Below are 18,852 nucleotides of genomic sequence, written 5' to 3'. Positions count from 1 at the left end.
TAAAACTAACGCTTCAACTTCGTGTTTCATATTTAAATTGAAAAAATAATGAAAGGATGCTGAAAATTAATTCAGTATGGTTTGATTAGTAAAAAAAATATTCTACATTTGCATCCCCTAAAAATAGGGGTGTTTTATTTTTAAACAGTAATAATACATATTTTATATGCCAACAATTTCACAATTAGTACGTAAAGGAAGAACCAAAATAACCAAGAAGAGTAAATCGGTTGCTTTGGATTCGTGCCCACAACGTCGTGGTGTTTGTACGCGTGTATATACGACTACACCTAAGAAGCCTAACTCTGCAATGCGAAAAGTTGCAAGGGTAAGACTAACAAACGGTAAGGAAGTAAACGCATACATCCCAGGCGAAGGACACAATCTCCAAGAGCACTCGATAGTATTGGTTAGAGGTGGAAGGGTAAAAGATTTGCCAGGAGTTAGGTATCACATTGTTCGTGGAGCATTAGACACCGCAGGTGTTGCAGGCCGCACGCAACGTAGATCTAAGTACGGAGCAAAACGCCCAAAGAAGTAAAAATGAAAACGGGTCGAGAATAAATTGAAAAAATATATTCTTAGCCATTAACAAACAACAAATGAGAAAAAGACAGGCCAAAAAAAGACCACTTTTACCAGATCCAAGGTTTAACGACCAGTTGGTTACACGTTTCGTGAACAACATGATGTGGGATGGAAAGAAGAGTGTGGCTTTCAAAGTTTTCTATGATGCAATTGACATTGTAGATGAAAAGAAACAAGACGACGAAAAAACTGCGTTGGAGCTTTGGAAAGATGCACTTTCCAATATTATGCCTCACGTAGAGGTGCGTAGCCGTAGAGTTGGTGGGGCAACCTTCCAGATTCCTATGCAAATACGTCCGGACCGTAAAATTGCTACCGCAATGAAATGGTTAATTACCTATTCAAGAAAAAGAAACGAGAAATCCATGGCCGCAAAACTTGCTGGTGAAATTCTTGCAGCTGCCAAAGAAGAAGGCGCCGCTGTAAAGAAACGTATGGATACTCACAAAATGGCAGAAGCTAACAAAGCATTCTCACATTTCAGATTCTAAAAAATGGCACAAAGAGATTTAAAATACACAAGAAATATCGGGATTGCTGCGCATATTGATGCCGGTAAAACCACAACTACAGAGCGTATCCTTTTTTATACTGGGGTAAGCCATAAAATTGGTGAGGTTCACGATGGAGCTGCAACCATGGACTGGATGGAGCAAGAGCAGGAGCGTGGTATTACCATCACTTCAGCTGCTACCACTTGTACTTGGAAGTTTCCAATGGAGAACGCAGAGGTAACCCCTGAAACAAAAGATTATAACTTCAACATTATTGACACTCCCGGCCACGTGGATTTTACCGTAGAGGTAAACCGCTCGCTGCGTGTTCTTGATGGGTTGGTGTTTCTTTTTAGTGCAGTGGATGGTGTTGAGCCACAATCTGAAACTAACTGGAGACTAGCAGACAACTATAAGGTGCCACGTATCGGTTTCGTTAATAAAATGGACCGTTCTGGTGCTAACTTTATGGCTGTTTGTCAGCAAGTGAAAGATATGTTAGGTTCTAATGCAGTGCCTATTGTATTAAATATTGGTGACGAAGCGGATTTTAAAGGAATTGTTGATCTTGTGAAAAACCGTGCTGTTGTTTGGCATGATGAGTCATTCGGAGCAACGTTTGATGTAGTTGAAATTCCTGAAGAATTAAAAGCTGAAGCAAAAGTTTTGCGTGGTAAACTTATTGAAGAAGTTGCTGCGTATGACGAAAACTTGCTTGAGAAATACATGGAGGATGAGGATTCTATTACTGAGGATGAAGTGCATGCTGCGCTTCGTGCTGCCGTAATGGATATGTCTATCATTCCAATGGTTTGTGGTTCTTCATTTAAAAATAAAGGTGTTCAGTTTCTTTTAGATGCTGTTTGCCGTTATCTTCCTGCTCCAACGGACAAGGAAGGTATTATCGGGATAAATCCTGATACTGAAAAAGAGGAAATTCGTAAACCAGATGTTACTGCTCCATTTTCAGCATTGGCATTTAAGATTGCTACCGACCCATTCGTTGGTCGTTTGGCTTTCTTCCGTGTATATTCTGGTCGTTTGGATGCAGGTTCTTATATCTTGAACAATCGTTCAGGTAAAAAAGAACGTATTTCTCGTATCTACCAAATGCATTCCAACAAACAAAACGCTATCGATTTTATCGAAGCTGGTGATATTGGAGCGGCAGTTGGATTTAAAGATATCAAGACTGGTGATACTATGTCTGATGAAAAACACCCAATCGTTTTAGAAAGTATGAACTTCCCTGATCCTGTAATTGGTATCGCGGTAGAGCCTAAAACTAAGGTTGATGTTGATAAATTGGGTATGGCTTTGTCAAAACTTGCCGAAGAAGACCCAACATTCCAAGTGCGTACAGACGAAGCTTCTGGGCAAACAATCATTTCTGGAATGGGCGAGCTTCACTTAGATATTATCGTTGACCGTTTGCGTCGCGAATTCAAAGTTGAAGTAAACCAAGGTCAGCCACAGGTTGAGTATAAAGAAGCTATCACAAAAGTTGCTGATCACAGAGAAGTTTACAAAAAACAATCTGGTGGTCGTGGTAAATTTGCTGATATCGTATTTACACTTGAGCCAGCTGAAGAAGGAAAAGTAGGTTTGGAATTCATAAACGCCGTAAAAGGTGGTAACGTGCCAAAAGAATTTATTCCTTCTGTTGAAAAAGGTTTCAAACAAGCAATGGTCAATGGGCCACTTGCAGGTTTTGAAGTTGATAGCATGAAGGTTACTTTAAAGGACGGATCTTTCCACCCTGTGGATTCTGATGCGCTATCTTTTGAGCTTGCTGCAAAAATTGGTTTCAAAGAAGTTGCCAAAAAAGCAGGAGCTGTAATTCTTGAGCCTATTATGAAACTTGAGGTGCTTACCCCAGAAGAAAACATGGGTGATATAGTAGGTGACCTTAACCGTCGTCGTGGAACAATCAGTAACATGAGCGACCGTGCAGGAGCAAAAGTAATAAAAGGTGAAGTGCCACTTTCTGAAATGTTTGGTTATGTAACCACATTGAGAACGTTGTCTTCAGGCCGTGCAACTTCCACTATGGAATTTTCACATTACGCTGAAACTCCTTCAAATATTTCAGAATCAGTAATCGCGGCAGCAAGAGGAACCGCTAACGCTTAATAATTTCAGCAATGAGTCAAAAAATAAGAATAAAACTAAAATCTTACGATCACAATTTGGTGGACAAATCTGCTGAAAAAATCGTAAAGACCGTAAAGAGTACCGGAGCTGTAGTTACAGGGCCAATTCCTTTACCAACACATAAAAAAATCTTTACAGTATTGCGTTCTCCACACGTGAACAAGAAAAGTAGAGAGCAATTCCAATTAAGTTCTTACAAAAGACTTTTGGATATCTACAGTTCTTCTTCAAAAACAATTGACGCTCTAATGAAATTAGAGTTGCCAAGCGGTGTAGAAGTAGAGATTAAAGTATAGTGCAATTCTGAATTCAGAATTTTGAATTCAGAATTATTAAAAATGTCCTCAACGATGGTTGGGGAAAAACGGAAACAAAATAACATTCAGGGTTGAATTTATTTTGACCCTGTTTTTTTGAATAGAAATTTAAATAAGTAATAATTAATAAATAATTAAATATGTCTGGGTTAATTGGAAGAAAGATAGGGATGACCAGCATCTTTGACGAGAACGGGAAGAATATTCCTTGCACCGTTATTGAGGCAGGCCCTTGTGTTGTTACCCAAGTCAGAACCAAAGAGGTTGACGGGTACAATGCTCTTCAACTTGGTTTCGATGACAAGAAGACTGTAACTAAAGCTGCCGAAGGGCACGCCAAAAAAGCAGGAACCGTTGCAAAACGTAAAGTCGCCGAATTCAAGTTTGAAGAAGATTACAAATTAGGTGACACAATTACTGTGGAGCATTTTATTGAAGGTGAATTCGTGGATATCGCGGGTACATCTAAAGGTAAAGGTTTCCAAGGGGTTGTAAAACGTCACGGTTTTGGCGGTGTGGGTCAAGCGACTCACGGTCAGCACAACCGTTTGCGTGCACCAGGTTCTATTGGAGCTGCATCTTATCCTGCGAGAGTATTCAAAGGAATGAGAATGGCGGGCCAAATGGGGAACGAAAGAGTAAAAGTTGAAAATTTAAGAGTTTTGAAAGTAGTTCCTGAAAAGAATCTACTTGTGGTAAAAGGAGCAGTTCCTGGCCATAAAAACGCTTATGTAATGATCGAGAAATAATGAAGGTAGCTGTATTAGACATAAACGGAAAAGACACAGGCCGGAAAGTTGAACTTTCTGCAGATGTGTTCGGAATAGAGCCTAACAATCACGCGGTTTATCTTGATGTGAAACAATACCTTGCAAATCAACGCCAAGGTACTCACAAAGCAAAGGAACGCGCTGAGATTGCTGGTTCTACCAGAAAGATAAAAAAGCAAAAAGGAACTGGTACTGCCCGTGCGGGTAGCATCAAGTCTGGTGTATTTAAAGGTGGTGGAAGAATGTTCGGGCCTCGTCCGCGTAACTACTCCTTCAAATTGAACAAGAACCTAAAGCGTTTGGCGCGTAAATCTGCCCTAACGATGAAGGCGAATGACAAAGCTATTTTTGTAATGGAAGACCTTAATTTTGACGCTCCAAAAACCAAGAATTTTACTGCGGTTTTGAAGAGTTTAGGTCTTAATGAGAAAAAATCTTTGTTTGTGTTGGGAGACTTAAATAATAATGTATATTTGTCCTCTCGCAATTTGAAAGGTACTGAAGTTATAACTAACTCACAATTAAGTACTTACAAAATTATGAATGCAAATAGTGTAGTGCTATTTGAAGGTTCTTTGGAAGGAATTGAAACAAACTTAAGTAAATAGAAACAAGATGAACATCTTAATTAAACCTATAATTACGGAAAAAGCTACCAAAGATGCTGAAGACAAAAACGTTTTTGGCTTTGTAGTAAACCCAAAGGCGAATAAGGTAGAAATCAAGAAAGCGGTTGAGGCCACTTACGGAGTTTCTGTTGAAAAAGTTCGCACAATGAATGTCCGCCCTGATAGGAAGACCCGTTATACAAAAACAGGTGTCCAAACTGGTAAAACGAACGCTTACAAAAAAGCAATCGTACAGGTGGCGGAAGGTGATACAATAGATTTTTACAGCAACATCTAAGGCAACTTAGATTTAATTAGACACAAATGTCAGTAAGAAAATTAAAACCAATCACCCCAGGTCAGCGTTTTAGGGTTGTTAATGGTTTTGACGCCATTACAACCGATAAGCCGGAGAAGTCTTTACTTGCTCCGAACAAGAGATCTGGTGGTAGAAACAGTCAAGGAAAAATGACCATGCGCTACATAGGTGGTGGTCATAAGAAGAAATATCGAATTATCGATTTTAAACGCGACAAAGCGGGAGTTCCTGCTACTGTTGCAAGTATTCAATACGATCCAAACCGTACTGCGTTTATCGCACTTTTGAACTATCAAGATGGTGAAAAGCGATATGTAATTGCGCAAAACGGACTACAAGTTGGGCAGAACATCCTTTCCGGTGAAGCAGTAGCTCCAGAGATTGGAAATGCAATGCCACTTTCAGCTATTCCATTAGGTACTATTATTTCTTGCATCGAGCTTCGTCCCGGTCAAGGAGCTATTATGGCTCGTAGTGCTGGTGCTTTCGCACAGCTTATGGCCCGTGATGGAAAATATGCTACCGTAAAACTTCCTTCAGGTGAAACCCGATTAATTTTGGTAAACTGTATGGCTACCATTGGTGCCGTATCAAACAGTGACCACCAATTGTTAGTATCTGGTAAGGCTGGTAGAAGCAGATGGTTGGGTAGAAGACCACGTACAAGACCAGTAGTGATGAACCCTGTTGATCACCCAATGGGTGGTGGTGAAGGGAAATCTTCTGGAGGTCACCCACGTTCTAGAAAAGGTATCCCTGCAAAAGGTTACAGAACCCGTACTAAAACGAAAGCAAGTAATAAATATATCTTAGAACGAAGAAAGAAATAAGTTATGGCAAGATCGTTAAAAAAAGGACCGTTCGTTCATTATAAATTAGACAAGAAAGTTCAACAAAACGTTGAGGATAACAAGAAAACCGTAATCAAAACTTGGTCACGTGCTTCTATGATAACTCCAGATTTTGTTGGTCAAACCATCGCTGTACACAACGGGCGCCAATTTGTTCCTGTGTATGTAACAGAAAACATGGTTGGGCATAAACTAGGAGAATTTTCACCTACAAGATCATTCCGTGGTCACGCAGGTGCTAAAAACAAAGGTAAAAAATAATAGGCCATGGGAGTTCGTAAAAGAGAAAGAGCAGAAGCAATCAAAGAAGCCAAGAAGACTATCTATATGGCTAAATTGAACAATTGCCCCACTTCACCAAGAAAAATGCGTTTAATGGCGGATTTGGTAAGAGGTGAGAAAATAGACAAAGCACTTAATATTTTGAAGTTTAGTTCAAAGGAATCTTCACGCAAATTGGAGAAACTACTTTTGTCTGCCATCAACAACTGGCAACAAAAGAACGAAGACGCTTCAGTAGAAGATGCAGATCTTTTTGTTAAAGAAATCCGTGTGGATGGTGGAACAATGTTGAAAAGACTTCGTCCAGCCCCACAAGGCCGTGCACACAGAATTAGAAAACGCTCCAACCACGTAACACTGGTATTGGCAGCTAACGATAACACACAAAGCAAGTAATTAAATGGGACAGAAGACAAATCCAATCGGGAATCGCTTAGGTATCATCAGAGGTTGGGAATCCAACTGGTACGGAGGCAACGACTACGGCGATAAATTGGCCGAAGACGACAAGATTAGAAAATATGTTCACGCGCGTTTAAGTAAAGCTAGTGTGAGTAGAGTAATTATTGAGCGTACGCTTAAGCTTGTAACCGTTACTATAACCACTGCCCGTCCCGGTATCATTATCGGTAAAGGTGGCCAGGAAGTAGACAAGCTAAAAGAAGAGCTTAAGAAAATTACAGATAAAGAGGTACAGATCAACATTCACGAGATCAAAAGACCTGAACTTGATGCATTTTTGGTAGCTGCAAGCATTGCACGCCAAATTGAAAGTCGTATTTCATACCGTCGTGCTATAAAAATGGCAATCGCGGCTACAATGCGAATGAACGCTGAAGGTATTAAGGTACAAATCTCAGGACGTTTGAATGGCGCTGAAATGGCGCGTTCAGAATCTTACAAAGAAGGTCGTATCCCATTATCAACTTTTAGAGCCGATATTGACTACGCTTTAGTTGAGGCACACACTACTTATGGTAGATTGGGTGTTAAAGTATGGATTATGAAAGGCGAAGTATATGGAAAGAGAGAACTTTCCCCACTAGTTGGTCTATCGACTGGCAAAAAGAGTGGTGGTAAAGGAGCTCCAGCAGGACGCGGTGGCAACAAAGCACGTCGCAGAAAGTAATTTTTTAAATAAAAGAAAATGTTACAACCTAAAAGAACAAAGTACCGTAAACAAATGAAAGGCCGTATGAAAGGCAATGCCGAACGTGGCAACCAGCTAGCATACGGAACCTTCGGTATAAAATCGTTGGAATCAGAATTTCTTACAGCAAGACAAATAGAAGCTGCTCGTATTGCCGCTACTCGTTTTATGAAAAGAGAAGGTTCTATCTGGATTATGATTTTTCCAGATAAGCCAATTACCAAAAAACCTCTTGAAGTACGTATGGGTAAAGGTAAAGGTGCTGTAGAATATTACGCAGCTGTAGTAAAACCAGGAAGAATGCTCTTTGAAGTATCTGGTGTTCCAGTCGAAACAGCAAAAGAAGCATTGCGCCTTGCAGCACAAAAGCTTCCCGTTAAAACTAAATTTGTAATGTCTCGGGATTTCCAAGCATAATTTTTTGAACGATGAAACAATCAGAAATTAAAAAAGCATCAACGGCTGAACTTAATGAAGCTTACGCTGAATCAAGAAAGGCTTATTCAGACCTTAAAATGGCTCACACCATTTCACCGTTGGAAAATCCAATTCAACTAAGATCCCAAAGAAGGGTGATAGCAAGAATAGCGACTGAACTAACTAATAGAGAAGTGCAATAATTGTACAGCTGAAAGATGGAAGAAATTAAAAGAAACTTAAGAAAAGAACGTATAGGTGTAGTAACCAGCAACAAAATGGACAAGTCTATTGTAGTTGCAGAGGTGAAAAAAGTAAAACACCCTATGTACGGAAAGTTCGTGTTGAAAACGAAAAAATACGTTGCGCACGACGAGACAAACAACTGCAACGAAGGCGATACAGTAAAGATCATGGAAACAAGACCTTTGAGTAAAACCAAATGTTGGAGATTAGTAGAAATAATTGAAAGAGCGAAGTAATTATGTTACAACAAGAATCAAGACTCAAAGTCGCAGATAATACAGGTGCTAAAGAAGTTCTTTGCATTCGCGTATTGGGCGGAACAAAAAGAAGGTATGCTTCTATTGGTGATAAAATTGTAGTTTCTGTAAAAGAAGCAACGCCAAATGGAAACATTAAGAAAGGAGCAGTTTCTACAGCAGTTGTAGTACGTACCGTGAAGGAAATAAGAAGACCTGATGGTTCTTACATCCGTTTCGATGATAACGCTTGTGTACTTTTGAACCCACAGGGAGAAATGAGAGGAACACGTGTTTTCGGACCGGTAGCAAGAGAGCTTCGTGACAAGCAATTTATGAAAATAGTATCATTGGCACCAGAGGTGCTTTAATATGAAAACTAAGATGACAAAGCTTAAAATAAAATCAGGCGATACAGTAGTAGTTACTGCCGGAGACCACAAAGGCTCAGAAGGTAAAGTGATGAAGATATTCCTTGACAAAAACAAAGCAATCGTAGAAGGAGTGAACATGGTTTCAAAACATGAGAAACCTAGCGCTAAGAATCCACAAGGTGGAATCGTAAAAAAAGAAGCTCCTATCCATATCTCAAACCTTTCATTGGTTGATCCAAAATCTGGAAAAGCAACTCGTGTAGGGTACAAAACAGAAAATGGTAAAAAAGTACGGTTTTCAAAACAATCGAATCAAGCAATATAGTTATGGCATATACACCAAGACTTAAAGAAGAGTACAAAAGCAGAGTGATCAATGCACTTACTGACGAATTTGGTTACAAAAACGTCATGCAGGTACCAAAATTGGAGCGTATTGTTGTTTCCCGCGGAGTGGGTGCAGCAGTGGCTGACAAGAAACTTATTGACTATTCGGTTGATGAGTTTACAAAGATAACCGGGCAAAAAGCGGTTTCAACTATGTCCAAAAAAGACGTTGCAAACTTCAAACTTCGTAAAGGAATGCCAATTGGTGTGAAAGTTACGTTGCGTGGAGAGCGTATGTATGAATTTTTAGACAGGTTGGTAACTTCAGCTTTGCCGAGGGTACGTGACTTTAACGGAATTAAAGCAACCGGTTTTGACGGAAGAGGAAATTACTCTTTAGGAATCACCGAGCAAATTATCTTCCCAGAAATCGATATCGATAAAGTGAAGAAAATTGAAGGAATGAACATCACATTCATTACCACTGCAAATACCGATAAAGAAGCGAAATCATTATTACAAGAATTGGGATTACCCTTTAAAAAGAACTAAGAGATGGCTAAAGAATCAATGAAAGCCCGCGAGGTTAAGAGACAAAAAACGGTAGCAAAATATGCAGCCAAGCGCAAAGCTTTGAAAGAAGCTGGCGATTGGGAAGGTTTGCAAAAACTACCAAAAAATGCCTCACCAGTTCGTTTGCACAACCGTTGCAAATTAACCGGAAGACCAAGAGGGTATATGAGAACTTTTGGAATTTCACGTGTATTGTTCCGTGAAATGGCAAATTCAGGGTTAATTCCAGGAGTGCGTAAAGCATCTTGGTAAGAACAGGTTTTCTGTTCAAAAGAAAAAGTATAAACTGGTTGAAGGTTCGAAATAGTTCGAAAACCACTTCCGCAAATTCAAATAAATGAATACAGATCCAATTTCAGATTATCTAACGCGAGTTAGAAATGCTGCGAAAGCCGGACATCGCGTTGTAGAGATTCCAGCTTCAAATCTTAAAAAGGAGATTACAAAAATCCTTTTTGATCAAGGTTACATTTTGAGCTACAAATTTGATGACGAAAGTACCCCACAAGGGATCATCAAGATTGCGTTGAAATATGACAAGGTTTCTAAAGAATCCGTGATCAAGAAAATTCAAAGAATAAGTAAACCTGGTTTACGTAAATACGCAGGTTCAACAGAACTTCCTCGCGTGCTTAACGGTCTTGGTATTGCTATAGTTTCAACTTCATCTGGAGTTATGACAGGCAAACAAGCTAAAGCACAAAATGTAGGTGGTGAAGTATTGTGTTACGTTTACTAAAAAATAGACAAAGAAATGTCAAGAATAGGTAAAAACCCGGTAGCAATCCCACAAGGAGTTACAGTTGATGTAAAAGACAACGTAATTACCGTAAAAGGAAAATTAGGCGAGTTAACTCAGGATTTTTCTGACGTTAGCGTAAAAGTAGAAGATGGCCAAGTATTGGTTGAACGTCCTTCAGATTCAAAGGATCATACTGCAAAGCATGGTCTTTACAGATCTTTGATTAATAACATGATTGAGGGTGTAAGCAATGGCTGGACCAAAGAATTGGAATTGGTAGGTGTTGGTTACCGTGCCAGCAACCAAGGACAAAAATTGGATTTGGCTTTAGGATTTTCACACAATATCGTTTTGGACATCGCTCCAGAAGTAAAAGTGGAAACCGTATCTGATAAAGGTAAAAACCCAATCGTAAAATTAACGTCACACGACAAGCAATTGGTAGGACAAGTAGCGGCTAAAATTCGTGGCTTCCGTAAACCAGAACCTTACAAAGGAAAAGGTATCAAGTTTGTAGGTGAACAATTAAGAAGAAAAGCAGGTAAATCTGCATAACAAATAGAGTTATGGCATTATCAAAGTACGAAAGAAGAGAGCGCTTGCGCATGCGAATCAGAAAAACGGTTGAGGGGACCGAAAGTCGCCCACGTTTGGCTGTTTTCCGCAGCAACAAAGAAATATACGCTCAAATTATTGACGATGTAAACGGAAAGACCATTACCGCTGCATCTTCAAGAGATAAAGACATTGACGCTTCAAAAGTAAACAAAGTTGAAGCTGCAAAATTAGTAGGGAAAGCAATCGCTGAGAAAGCAGTAAAAGCAGGTGTAGAAGCTATTGCTTTTGACAGAGGCGGGTACCTTTACCACGGAAGAGTAAAATCATTAGCTGAAGGTGCACGCGAAGGTGGCCTTAAATTCTAAGTCAAATTATGTATCAAGATTATAAAAACGTAGAATTAGTAAAACCAGGAGGTCTTGAATTGAAAGACCGTTTGGTAGGTGTACAACGTGTAACCAAGGTGACCAAAGGTGGTCGTGCCTTCGGATTTTCAGCTATTGTAGTTGTTGGTGACGAAAAAGGTGTGGTTGGACAAGGTCTTGGGAAATCCAAAGATGTAGCAAGCGCAATTGCCAAAGCTATTGAGGATGCCAAGAAAAACCTGGTTCGTATCCCACTTAATAAAGTGACACTTCCACACGAACAAAAAGGAAAATACGGCGGAGCCCGTGTTAACCTTCTTCCAGCAGCGCCTGGTACCGGAGTAATTGCTGGTGGTGCCGTACGTGCCGTATTGGAAGCAGTAGGAGTTCACGATGTATTGTCAAAATCACAAGGATCTTCCAACCCACACAACGTGGTAAAAGCAACTTTTGATGCCCTTTTGCAAATGCGAAGTGCACAAACTGTAGCTAACCAACGTGGAATTTCACTTGAAAAAGTATTCAAAGGATAAATATCAGAGCGATGGCAAAAATTAAAGTAACAAAGGTAAAGAGCGTTATAAAGCGCCCAAAAAACCAAAAGAGAATCATGGAATCGTTGGGTCTTCACAAGATGAACCAAACAGTTGAACATGAAGACACGCCAAACATTCTTGGTATGATCAATAAAGTTAACCACTTGGTTTCTGTTGAAACCAAATAAGAAACACGATAATGGATTTAAGTAACTTACAACCGGCTGCAGGGTCGGTAAAAAATCAAGGCAAGCGAGTAGGTCGCGGACAAGGTTCCGGTAAAGGTGGTACTGCCACCCGCGGACACAAAGGAGCAAAATCACGTTCAGGTTATTCCAAAAAAGTTGGATTTGAAGGTGGACAAATGCCCCTACAGCGTCGTGTTCCTAAGTTTGGATTTACAAACATCAACCGTAAAGAATATAAAGGAATCAATATTGATACCCTTCAGCAATTGGTTGACGACAAGAAGATAAAAGATACCGTTGACTTTGAAACCTTATTTGGGTTAGGTCTTGCTGGTAAAAACGAAATGGTTAAGATTTTAGGAAGAGGCGAAATAAAAGCAAAATTAAAGGTATCTGCTCACAAGTTCACTGCCTCGGCAAAAGAAGCTATTGAAGCTGCCGGTGGCGAAGTAGTAACATTGTAACAAAAGCTAAGGATGAAATTTATCGATACCTTAAAAAATGTTTGGAAAATAGAGGAGTTGCGTAACCGCATTTTGCTTACTCTTGGAATGCTATTGGTTTACCGTTTCGGTGCGCAAGTAGTACTTCCAGGAATTGATGCAGATATGTTGGCGCAGTTCGCAGGTAAATTCAATGCCGGTGGGATTGGTGGTTTATTGAATGCATTTACTGGAGGGGCTTTTGCCAATGCTTCTGTTTTTGCATTGGGTATTATGCCATATATTTCTGCTTCTATTGTTGTACAGTTAATGCAAATTGCTGTGCCTTACCTTCAAAAATTACAGAAAGAAGGCGAAAGTGGCCGTAAGAAAATCAATCAGATTACTCGTTGGTTAACAATTGGTATCTGTTTGGTACAAGCGCCAAGTTATCTTGCAGGTCTTCCAGCAATGGGAGTGCCAGCTGAAGCTTTTGTAATGGGGCAGAGCTTTATGTTCTACTTTTCTTCAGTGATAATACTTGTAACAGGAACAATATTCGCAATGTGGTTGGGTGAAAAGATTACCGATAAAGGTATTGGTAACGGTATCTCCATACTTATTATGGTTGGTATTATTGCACGTTTGCCACAATCATTTGCTCAGGAATTTGTTTCAAGGGTTATGGAATCAAACGGTGGTTTGATTATGATTCTTATTGAATTGGTTATCTGGTTCGTGATTATCTTACTGTCAATTATGTTAGTAATGGCAGTACGTAAAATACCTGTTCAATATGCAAGAAGAACCGCTAGCGGTGGTTATGAGAAGAATATTTTTGGTGCACGCCAGTTCATTCCATTAAAGTTAAATGCTTCTGGGGTAATGCCTATCATCTTTGCTCAGGCAATTATGTTTGTACCTTCTGCAGTTGCAAGTCTTTCCGAAAGCGATTTCGCTCAGGGAATTCAAGCTACCTTTAGTGATATTTTCGGATTTTGGTACAACTTAGTATTCGCAATATTGATTATCATATTCACATATTTTTATACTGCTATCACGGTGCCAACCAACAAAATGGCGGATGACCTTAAACGTAGTGGTGGTTTTATTCCCGGTATTAAACCTGGTTCACAAACCGCTGAATATTTAGACCGAATTATGTCTCAAATAACTCTTCCGGGTTCTGTCTTTTTAGCTTTGATTGCTATATTTCCAGCATTTGTAGTTAAATTGATGGGTATCCAACAAGGTTGGGCATTATTCTACGGTGGTACTTCACTATTGATTATGGTGGGTGTTGCTATCGATACAATGCAACAGGTAAATTCCTATTTGTTGAACCGTCATTACGATGGCTTGATGAAAAGTGGTAAAAATAGAAAGGCAGTAGCATAATTATGGCAAAACAAAGCGCAATAGAACAAGATGGAAGTATAGTGGAAGCACTATCAAACGCAATGTTCCGTGTTGAATTGGAAAACGGTCACGTAGTAACCGCACACATTTCTGGTAAGATGCGAATGCACTACATTAAATTGTTGCCAGGAGATAAAGTGAAGCTGGAAATGAGTCCTTATGATTTAAGTAAGGCAAGAATAACATACAGATATTAATACAACGGACCTCACGGTTCATTGAACTATAAAAAACGAAAAGAGATGAAAGTAAGAGCATCCGTAAAGAAAAGAAGTGCCGACTGCAAGATTGTTCGCAGAAAAGGCAGATTATATGTAATTAACAAAAAGAACCCAAAGTTCAAACAAAGACAAGGATAAGTTATGGCAAGAATCGCAGGTGTAGATATCCCGAAGCACAAAAGGGGTGTAATCGCGTTAACGTATATCTTCGGAATCGGTAAGAGCCGTGCCCAAGATATTCTGAACAAAGCCGGAGTTGACGAAGACAAAAAAGTAAGTGAATGGAACGATGATGAAATCGGTGCTATTCGTGACGCTGTTGGGTCTTTCAAAATCGAAGGTGAATTACGTAGTGAAGTTCAATTAAGCATTAAACGCTTAATGGATATTGGTTGCTACAGAGGTATTCGTCACAGATCGGGTCTTCCATTGAGAGGACAACGTACTAAGAATAACTCTCGTACAAGAAAAGGAAAACGTAAAACTGTTGCTAACAAGAAAAAAGCAACTAAATAAAACCTAGAGTTATGGCAAAGACAACGTCTAAAACTACAAAAGCAGTTAAAAAACGCAAGGTTAATGTTGAATCAACTGGAGAGGCGCATATCAATGCTTCCTTCAACAACATTATCGTTTCGTTGACAAATAAGAACGGAGATGTTATCTCTTGGTCCTCAGCCGGTAAAATGGGCTTCCGTGGATCTAAGAAAAATACTCCTTATGCAGCTCAGTTGGCATCGGAAGATTGCGCAAAAGTTGCACACGACGCCGGTTTGCGTAAAGTAAAAGTTTACGTAAAAGGGCCAGGAAACGGTAGAGAATCTGCAATACGTTCCATCCACAACGCAGGAATTGAAGTAACCGAAATTATCGATGTTACTCCAATGCCGCACAACGGATGCCGTCCTCCTAAAAGAAGAAGAGTATAATATTTTTTATTGAATTGCCTTCGGGCAATTCATTTTCTATTTTTATTTAGAAAGAAATAAAAAATAATAATAAACAATAATTAATAACAAATATCAATCTGAAGGAACCAAGAACTAAAGGATTAACGTAAGACCTTAATTTAGTTTTCCTTCATAACCTTAAATTAGAAATGGCAAGATATACTGGTCCAAAAACTAAAATCGCCCGTAAGTTCGGGGAAGCTATCTTCGGAGACGATAAGTCTTTCGAAAAAAGAAACTACCCTCCTGGGCAACACGGTAACGCACGTCGTCGTGGTAAAAAATCTGAATATGCAATCCAGTTGATGGAGAAGCAAAAAGCGAAATATACCTATGGTATCTTGGAGCGTCAGTTCAGAAATATGTTCAAAAAAGCAACTGCTGCACCTGGAATTACAGGTCAGGTTTTGCTTCAATTGTGTGAGTCACGTTTAGACAACGTAGTGTACCGTATGGGAATATCCCCAAGTCGCTCTGGTGCTAGACAATTGGTTTCTCACCGTCATATCACTGTTAATGGTGAAAAAGTAAACATTCCATCTTATCAGTTGAAAGCTGGAGATGTAGTGGCCGTTAGAGAGAAATCAAAATCTCTTAGCGCAATCAACGATTCGTTGGCAAATGCAAGTCACGTGTACGAATGGATCACTTGGAACAACGACAAAAAGGAAGGAACTTTCGTTTCCGTACCTGAGCGTATCCAAATTCCAGAAAACATCAACGAGCAGTTTATCGTCGAATTATATTCTAAATAATAAAATAATCATATTGGTATTTGGCCAAAGGGTTTATAGTGTTCTTCAAACTTTTAAACCGCGCAACTAAATAACAATTAAAACGAAGAAAAAAAAATGGCAGTATTTAGTTTTCAGAAGCCTGATAAAGTTATAATGGTAAATTCTACCGATTTCGAAGGGAAATTTGAATTTCGTCCTTTGGAACCAGGTTACGGACTTACCGTTGGTAACGCATTAAGACGCGTATTACTTTCCTCTTTGGAAGGATTCGCCATCACTTCGGTTCGCATCGAAGGCGTGGATCACGAATTTTCTACCATCGCTGGAGTAGTAGAAGATGTTACCGAAATTATTTTGAACCTTAAGCAAGTTCGTTTCAAAAGACAGATTGACGAGATAGACAACGAAACCGTTACTATTTCCGTTTCTGGAAACGAGCAGTTAAAAGCTGGTGATTTCCAAAAATTCATTTCTGGCTTCCAAGTATTGAACCCAGACTTGGTTCTTTGCAATATGGACAAGAAAGTGAACCTTAATTTCGAAATTACTATCGAAAAAGGTCGCGGTTATGTTCCTGCTGAAGAGAACAAAAAAGCGAACGCTCCTTTGGGAACCATATTTACAGATTCTATCTACACCCCTATAAAAAACGTGAAGTACAGTATTGAAAACTTCCGTGTAGAGCAGAAAACAGATTACGAAAAATTAGTTTTCGAAATCATTACTGACGGATCTATTCACCCAAAAGATGCATTGACCGAAGCTGCAAAAACTTTGATTCACCACTTTATGTTGTTCAGCGATGAGCGCATCACTTTGGAGGCTGACGAGATTGCACAAACTGAAACTTATGATGAAGAATCCCTTCACATGCGTCAGTTGCTTAAAACAAAATTGGTAGATATGGACCTTTCGGTTCGTGCGCTAAACTGTTTGAAAGCTGCAGAAGTTGATACTTTGGGAGATCTTGTTTCTTTCAACAAAAATGACTTGATGAAGTTCCGTAACTTTGGTAAAAAATCGCTTACTGAGCTTGAAGAGCTTGTAAATGTGAAAGGCCTAAACTTCGGGATGGATCTTGCAAAATATAAATTAGATAAAGATTAGTTAATACGTCATATTTTGCTCCCCAAAATGGGTTGATGCAAGATGATGATTAAAACAAAAATGTCATGAGACACGGAAAAAAAATAAATCACTTAGGAAGAAAAACTGCCCACAGACATTCAATGTTGGCAAACATGGCTTGTTCACTTGTTGAGCACAAACGTATCAACACAACTGTTGCGAAAGCAAAAGCGTTGAAACAATTTGTAGAGCCATTGGTAACAAAGTCTAAGGAAGACACCACACACAACCGTCGTTTGGTTTTTGCAAAATTGCGTCAAAAAGATGCAGTAGCAGAACTTTTCAGAACTGTTGCGCCAAAAGTTGGTGACCGTCCGGGAGGTTACACCCGTATTATTAAATTGGGTAACCGTCTAGGTGATAACGCTGATATGGCAATGATAGAGCTAGTTGATTTCAACGAACTTTACAACGCTGGCAAAGCTACCAAGAAGAAATCTACGCGTAGAAGTCGTCGTGGAAGCGGAACTGGCACTGAAGCTGCCGCTGCTGCACCCGCTGCAAAAGCTGCTCCGGCAAAAGCTGAAAAAGAAGCCAAGAAAGAAGAAGAATAAATGAATTTGAATTCATTAAATAACAAAGGGATAAGCGTTTTCGTTTATCCCTTTTTTTTATACTATTTTTGCAAAGAATTTTGAAATGCTGGATGCTTGATGATGGGTGACCTATGTTTTTTAACCTGAAACTTGCAACCAGAAACTTGAAACACTTCAAATAATGAAATACCAAACACGAAAAAAAGCACTTATTTTACTGGCAGATGGAACCATTTTCTACGGAAAAGCGGTTGGAAACAAAGAAGGCTCCGCCTTTGGCGAAGTTTGTTTTAATACCGGAATGACCGGTTATCAAGAAATTTTTACTGATCCATCATACTTCGGACAGATTATGGTTGCCACAAACGCCCACATCGGTAATTACGGTACCAATAAAGAAGAAGTAGAATCTGAAGGAATAAAAATTGCTGGTTTGGTGGTTCGAAATTTCAGCTACCATTATTCCCGCCCAGCGGCTGATGATTCCTTGGAAGAATTTTTAAATAGAAATAATCTTCTCGCAATAAGTGATGTGGATACTCGGGCGTTAGTAAGCTACATCCGCGACAATGGCGCAATGAACGCTGTAATTTCCACAGAAGTTGACAATATTGAAGGTTTGAAAAAACAACTGGCCGAAATTCCAGACATGAACGGTTTGGAACTCGCTTCAAAAGTTTCTACAAAGGAGCCCTATTTCTTCGGAAACGAAAATGCCAAATACAAAATATCAGCATTGGATTTGGGTATTAAGAAAAATATTCTTCGCAGACTTTCGGAGCGCGATTGCTATATAAAGGTATTTCCGTACAATGCTTCTTTTTCGGATATGAAAGCCTTTAATCCCGATGGTTATTTTATATCCAACGGCCCTGGTGATCCCGAACCACTTCACAGCGCAATAGAAGTTGTGAAAACAATTTTGGATAAAGAAGTGCCCATGTTTGGAATCTGTCTTGGACACCAAATGTTAGCCTTGGCAAACGGAATTTCAACTTATAAAATGCACAACGGCCACCGCGGAATAAACCATCCCGTTATGAATTTGATCAGTGGTAAAGGTGAAATCACTTCCCAAAACCACGGTTTCGCTATCAATAGGGAAGAGGCAGAGGCAAACCCAGATATCGAAATTACACACGAGCATCTTAACGACCATACTGCTGCGGGCATTCGACTGAAAAACAAACCAGCGTTTTCAGTTCAGTATCATCCCGAAGCAAGTCCGGGACCGCACGATGCTTCGTATCTTTTTGATCAATTTATCGAAAGTATTGAAAAGCATAAACTGCAAACTGCATAAAATATTCCAGACCTCACAGGTTTTTAAAACCTGTGAGGTCT

The 18,852-nt window shown here is 39.5% G+C and carries 33 protein-coding genes; all 33 read left to right on the top strand.

All coding sequences use genetic code 11. The annotated features are described in order from the left end of the window. The first annotated feature begins 166 nt into the window (after positions 1-166). The 33 genes from rpsL to carA all read left to right on the top strand — a co-directional run bounded on the left by rpsL (position 167) and on the right by carA (position 18,811). Positions 167-541: a 30S ribosomal protein S12 gene (gene rpsL, locus Q2U82_RS01840; protein ID WP_014782632.1), complete on the top strand. Its 375-nt coding sequence runs from the start codon at positions 167-169 to the stop codon at positions 539-541. Between the two features lie 61 nt (positions 542-602). Continuing rightward, positions 603-1,079, top strand: a complete 477-nt coding sequence (gene rpsG / locus Q2U82_RS01835; RefSeq protein WP_068763088.1) for a 30S ribosomal protein S7 — start codon at positions 603-605, stop codon at positions 1,077-1,079. Between the two features lie 3 nt (positions 1,080-1,082). Then, positions 1,083-3,215, top strand: a complete 2,133-nt coding sequence (gene fusA / locus Q2U82_RS01830; RefSeq protein ID WP_410006039.1) for an elongation factor G — start codon at positions 1,083-1,085, stop codon at positions 3,213-3,215. 11 nt (positions 3,216-3,226) lie between these two features. Further along, positions 3,227-3,532, top strand: a complete 306-nt coding sequence (rpsJ, locus tag Q2U82_RS01825; protein WP_010181931.1) for a 30S ribosomal protein S10 — start codon at positions 3,227-3,229, stop codon at positions 3,530-3,532. A 161-nt stretch (positions 3,533-3,693) separates the two neighbouring features. Then, positions 3,694-4,302: a 50S ribosomal protein L3 gene (rplC, locus tag Q2U82_RS01820; RefSeq protein WP_068763090.1), complete on the top strand. Its 609-nt coding sequence runs from the start codon at positions 3,694-3,696 to the stop codon at positions 4,300-4,302. Beyond that, on the top strand, positions 4,302-4,931 hold the full coding sequence (rplD, locus tag Q2U82_RS01815) for a 50S ribosomal protein L4 (RefSeq protein ID WP_068763091.1): 630 nt from the start codon (positions 4,302-4,304) through the stop codon (positions 4,929-4,931). Before rplC ends, rplD begins: the two co-directional genes overlap by 1 nt. A gap of 7 nt (positions 4,932-4,938) precedes the next feature. Next, positions 4,939-5,229, top strand: a complete 291-nt coding sequence (rplW, locus tag Q2U82_RS01810; RefSeq protein WP_068763092.1) for a 50S ribosomal protein L23 — start codon at positions 4,939-4,941, stop codon at positions 5,227-5,229. 26 nt (positions 5,230-5,255) lie between these two features. Beyond that, entirely contained in the window at positions 5,256-6,080 is an 825-nt protein-coding gene (gene rplB / locus Q2U82_RS01805; RefSeq protein WP_068763093.1) for a 50S ribosomal protein L2, read from the top strand. 3 nt (positions 6,081-6,083) lie between these two features. Next, positions 6,084-6,362, top strand: coding sequence for a 30S ribosomal protein S19 (gene rpsS, locus Q2U82_RS01800; protein ID WP_062622473.1), 279 nt, complete (start codon positions 6,084-6,086; stop codon positions 6,360-6,362). A 6-nt stretch (positions 6,363-6,368) separates the two neighbouring features. After that, a complete protein-coding gene (rplV, locus tag Q2U82_RS01795) occupies positions 6,369-6,779 on the top strand; it encodes a 50S ribosomal protein L22 (RefSeq protein WP_128249954.1) in 411 nt (136 codons plus the stop codon). A gap of 4 nt (positions 6,780-6,783) precedes the next feature. Further along, positions 6,784-7,512 carry a 30S ribosomal protein S3 gene (gene rpsC, locus Q2U82_RS01790; protein ID WP_410006038.1) on the top strand — a complete coding sequence of 243 codons (729 nt, stop codon included), beginning with the start codon at positions 6,784-6,786 and terminating at the stop codon, positions 7,510-7,512. Between the two features lie 18 nt (positions 7,513-7,530). Next, positions 7,531-7,950: a 50S ribosomal protein L16 gene (gene rplP / locus Q2U82_RS01785; protein ID WP_154191847.1), complete on the top strand. Its 420-nt coding sequence runs from the start codon at positions 7,531-7,533 to the stop codon at positions 7,948-7,950. 11 nt (positions 7,951-7,961) lie between these two features. Further along, complete coding sequence (gene rpmC, locus Q2U82_RS01780) at positions 7,962-8,153, top strand: 50S ribosomal protein L29 (RefSeq protein ID WP_410006037.1); 192 nt, start codon at positions 7,962-7,964, stop codon at positions 8,151-8,153. A gap of 15 nt (positions 8,154-8,168) precedes the next feature. Beyond that, positions 8,169-8,432: a 30S ribosomal protein S17 gene (gene rpsQ, locus Q2U82_RS01775; protein ID WP_014782644.1), complete on the top strand. Its 264-nt coding sequence runs from the start codon at positions 8,169-8,171 to the stop codon at positions 8,430-8,432. A 2-nt stretch (positions 8,433-8,434) separates the two neighbouring features. Then, positions 8,435-8,803, top strand: a complete 369-nt coding sequence (rplN, locus tag Q2U82_RS01770) for a 50S ribosomal protein L14 (protein WP_045079247.1) — start codon at positions 8,435-8,437, stop codon at positions 8,801-8,803. A 13-nt stretch (positions 8,804-8,816) separates the two neighbouring features. Next, on the top strand, positions 8,817-9,131 hold the full coding sequence (gene rplX, locus Q2U82_RS01765; protein ID WP_410006036.1) for a 50S ribosomal protein L24: 315 nt from the start codon (positions 8,817-8,819) through the stop codon (positions 9,129-9,131). A gap of 2 nt (positions 9,132-9,133) precedes the next feature. Then, a complete protein-coding gene (gene rplE / locus Q2U82_RS01760) occupies positions 9,134-9,685 on the top strand; it encodes a 50S ribosomal protein L5 (RefSeq protein ID WP_410006035.1) in 552 nt (183 codons plus the stop codon). 3 nt (positions 9,686-9,688) lie between these two features. Next, on the top strand, positions 9,689-9,958 hold the full coding sequence (gene rpsN, locus Q2U82_RS01755) for a 30S ribosomal protein S14 (RefSeq protein WP_068763100.1): 270 nt from the start codon (positions 9,689-9,691) through the stop codon (positions 9,956-9,958). A gap of 85 nt (positions 9,959-10,043) precedes the next feature. Next, positions 10,044-10,445 carry a 30S ribosomal protein S8 gene (rpsH, locus tag Q2U82_RS01750; protein ID WP_014782649.1) on the top strand — a complete coding sequence of 134 codons (402 nt, stop codon included), beginning with the start codon at positions 10,044-10,046 and terminating at the stop codon, positions 10,443-10,445. Between the two features lie 15 nt (positions 10,446-10,460). Further along, a complete protein-coding gene (rplF, locus tag Q2U82_RS01745; protein WP_410006034.1) occupies positions 10,461-11,003 on the top strand; it encodes a 50S ribosomal protein L6 in 543 nt (180 codons plus the stop codon). Between the two features lie 11 nt (positions 11,004-11,014). Further along, a complete protein-coding gene (gene rplR / locus Q2U82_RS01740; protein ID WP_111813973.1) occupies positions 11,015-11,371 on the top strand; it encodes a 50S ribosomal protein L18 in 357 nt (118 codons plus the stop codon). A gap of 8 nt (positions 11,372-11,379) precedes the next feature. Continuing rightward, the gene (rpsE, locus tag Q2U82_RS01735) at positions 11,380-11,904 is read left to right on the top strand and encodes a 30S ribosomal protein S5 (RefSeq protein WP_111813975.1); all 525 of its coding nucleotides are present in this window, start codon (positions 11,380-11,382) and stop codon (positions 11,902-11,904) included. 11 nt (positions 11,905-11,915) lie between these two features. Continuing rightward, positions 11,916-12,095 (top strand): 50S ribosomal protein L30, encoded by a 180-nt coding sequence (gene rpmD, locus Q2U82_RS01730; RefSeq protein ID WP_045079254.1) that lies wholly within the window; start codon positions 11,916-11,918, stop codon positions 12,093-12,095. Between the two features lie 11 nt (positions 12,096-12,106). Then, positions 12,107-12,559 carry a 50S ribosomal protein L15 gene (gene rplO / locus Q2U82_RS01725; protein WP_410006033.1) on the top strand — a complete coding sequence of 151 codons (453 nt, stop codon included), beginning with the start codon at positions 12,107-12,109 and terminating at the stop codon, positions 12,557-12,559. A gap of 12 nt (positions 12,560-12,571) precedes the next feature. After that, positions 12,572-13,915 carry a preprotein translocase subunit SecY gene (gene secY / locus Q2U82_RS01720; protein ID WP_410006032.1) on the top strand — a complete coding sequence of 448 codons (1,344 nt, stop codon included), beginning with the start codon at positions 12,572-12,574 and terminating at the stop codon, positions 13,913-13,915. 2 nt (positions 13,916-13,917) lie between these two features. Next, the gene (gene infA / locus Q2U82_RS01715; protein ID WP_111844210.1) at positions 13,918-14,133 is read left to right on the top strand and encodes a translation initiation factor IF-1; all 216 of its coding nucleotides are present in this window, start codon (positions 13,918-13,920) and stop codon (positions 14,131-14,133) included. 45 nt (positions 14,134-14,178) lie between these two features. Further along, positions 14,179-14,295 (top strand): type B 50S ribosomal protein L36, encoded by a 117-nt coding sequence (gene ykgO, locus Q2U82_RS01710; protein WP_009779203.1) that lies wholly within the window; start codon positions 14,179-14,181, stop codon positions 14,293-14,295. Positions 14,296-14,298: 3 nt separating this feature from the next. Beyond that, positions 14,299-14,673, top strand: a complete 375-nt coding sequence (gene rpsM, locus Q2U82_RS01705; RefSeq protein ID WP_026452614.1) for a 30S ribosomal protein S13 — start codon at positions 14,299-14,301, stop codon at positions 14,671-14,673. Between the two features lie 11 nt (positions 14,674-14,684). Beyond that, on the top strand, positions 14,685-15,086 hold the full coding sequence (gene rpsK, locus Q2U82_RS01700) for a 30S ribosomal protein S11 (RefSeq protein WP_410006031.1): 402 nt from the start codon (positions 14,685-14,687) through the stop codon (positions 15,084-15,086). A 170-nt stretch (positions 15,087-15,256) separates the two neighbouring features. Beyond that, positions 15,257-15,862: a 30S ribosomal protein S4 gene (gene rpsD / locus Q2U82_RS01695; RefSeq protein ID WP_410006030.1), complete on the top strand. Its 606-nt coding sequence runs from the start codon at positions 15,257-15,259 to the stop codon at positions 15,860-15,862. 96 nt (positions 15,863-15,958) lie between these two features. Beyond that, positions 15,959-16,951, top strand: coding sequence for a DNA-directed RNA polymerase subunit alpha (locus tag Q2U82_RS01690; protein WP_068763110.1), 993 nt, complete (start codon positions 15,959-15,961; stop codon positions 16,949-16,951). Between the two features lie 65 nt (positions 16,952-17,016). Then, complete coding sequence (gene rplQ, locus Q2U82_RS01685; protein WP_410006029.1) at positions 17,017-17,526, top strand: 50S ribosomal protein L17; 510 nt, start codon at positions 17,017-17,019, stop codon at positions 17,524-17,526. Between the two features lie 163 nt (positions 17,527-17,689). Beyond that, positions 17,690-18,811 (top strand): glutamine-hydrolyzing carbamoyl-phosphate synthase small subunit, encoded by a 1,122-nt coding sequence (gene carA / locus Q2U82_RS01680; protein ID WP_410006028.1) that lies wholly within the window; start codon positions 17,690-17,692, stop codon positions 18,809-18,811. Positions 18,812-18,852: the final 41 nt, after the last annotated feature.

The sequence above is a fragment of the Aequorivita nionensis genome (assembly GCF_046352995.1).
GTDB classification, from domain to species: domain Bacteria; phylum Bacteroidota; class Bacteroidia; order Flavobacteriales; family Flavobacteriaceae; genus Aequorivita; species Aequorivita nionensis.
The sequence above is the reverse complement of the archived record's forward strand: the minus strand, read 5'-3'. Positions and strand labels throughout refer to the sequence as shown.